2 protein-coding genes are annotated in these 1,312 nt (G+C 62.3%); one reads left to right on the top strand and one right to left on the bottom strand.

Going from position 1 to position 1,312, the window contains the following annotated elements:
- Positions 1 to 124 precede the first annotated feature (124 nt).
- Positions 125 to 694, top strand: coding sequence for a TetR/AcrR family transcriptional regulator (locus AC097L_RS24730; protein WP_479589365.1), 570 nt, complete (start codon positions 125 to 127; stop codon positions 692 to 694).
- A 94-nt stretch (positions 695 to 788) separates the two neighbouring features.
- Here AC097L_RS24730 and AC097L_RS24725 read toward each other — a convergent pair.
- The coding region (locus tag AC097L_RS24725) for an aminotransferase class I/II-fold pyridoxal phosphate-dependent enzyme (protein ID WP_479589364.1) at positions 789 to 1,312 on the bottom strand (524 nt) is incomplete at its 5' end.

The following is a 1,312-nucleotide window of genomic DNA, read 5'->3' as shown; positions in this document are numbered from 1 at the left end:
GAGAGACGAGGAGGCCAGGGTGTGCTTTCAGAAGTTGGTTTTTATATGACGGTCGGCCTGGTTGACTTATATGTTGACCGTCATATAAAATGTCAAGCATTCTTATTTTTCTGAGGAGACGACCATGAAAGTCAGCCGCGAACAAGCCACCGAGAACCATGAACGCGTGCTGGGCGTGGCGGCGCAGCTGTTCCGCGAGCGGGGTTTTGCCGGTGTGGGCCTGGCCGACATCATGAAAACCGCCGGGCTGACCCACGGCGGCTTTTTCGGCCAGTTCAGCTCCAAAGACGATTTACTCGCCCAGGCCAGCACCCGGGCGTTCGAGGGCGGTACAGCCTGGTGGAACCAGATGGCGGCGGATGCGCCCGACCAGCCGCTGCAGGCGATCAGCGCAGCCTATTTGTCCACGGCCCACCGCGACCAGCCCGGCCAGGGCTGCTGGGTGGCGGCTTTGGGCTCCGAGGTGGCGCGCCAGTCGGCCCCGGTGCGCCGGGCGGTGACCGAGGGCATCCAGGCCATGGCCGAGATGCTGGCCCAGTGGATGCCGGGCCGCTCCAAAGCCGCCCAGCGCGAGAAGGTCCTGGCCACCTATGCCGCCATGGTGGGCGCGCTGGTGCTGGCGCGGGCGGTGGACGATGCGGCGCTGTCGGAAGAGATCTTGCAAGCCGTGGCGCGCAGCACGTCCAAGGCCTAGTTTTATGCATAAAAAAAAGCTGCCTGCGCTTATCGGGTAAGCACAGGCAGCTATTGATTTGGGAGCATTTCTGCTCCCGGATGGCTAAGTCGGTTTAGACCACCTTGGCGATCGACGCGCAGACGTAGTCGATGTTCTTGCTGTTCAGCGCGGCCACGCACATGCGGCCGGTGTCGGTGCCGTACACGCCGAATTCTTCGCGCAGGCGCACCATCTGGTCCTTGCTCAGGCCGGAGTAGCTGAACATGCCGATCTGCTGGGTGATGAAAGACATGTCTTGCTTCACACCGGCAGCCTTCAGGCCATCGACCAGCTTTTGGCGCATGGCCTTGATGCGCACGCGCATTTCGCCCAGCTCGCCTTCCCACTGGGCACGCAGCGCAGGGGTGTTGAGCACCGTGGCCACGACCGTCGCACCGTGGATTTGCGGGTTGCTGTAGTTGGTGCGGATGCAGATCTTGAGCTGGCTCAGCACGCGGCTGGCTTCTTCCTTGGACTCGCACAGTACGGTCAAAGCGCCCACGCGTTCGCCGTACAGGCTGAAGCTCTTGCTGAACGAGGTGGACACAAACCAGCTCAGGCCCGCGGCCACAAACTTGCCGATGACCGCACCGTCTT

This window comes from Rhodoferax sp. RT5P35, from assembly GCF_056521385.1.
Note: the sequence above shows the minus strand (reverse complement) of the source record. Positions and strands in the feature narration are given on the sequence as shown.

Coding starts and splice junctions, on each gene's coding strand:
- AC097L_RS24730 (WP_479589365.1), top strand. CDS start 125: ATGAAAGTCAGCCGCGAACAAGCCACCGAGAACCATGAACGCGTGCTG.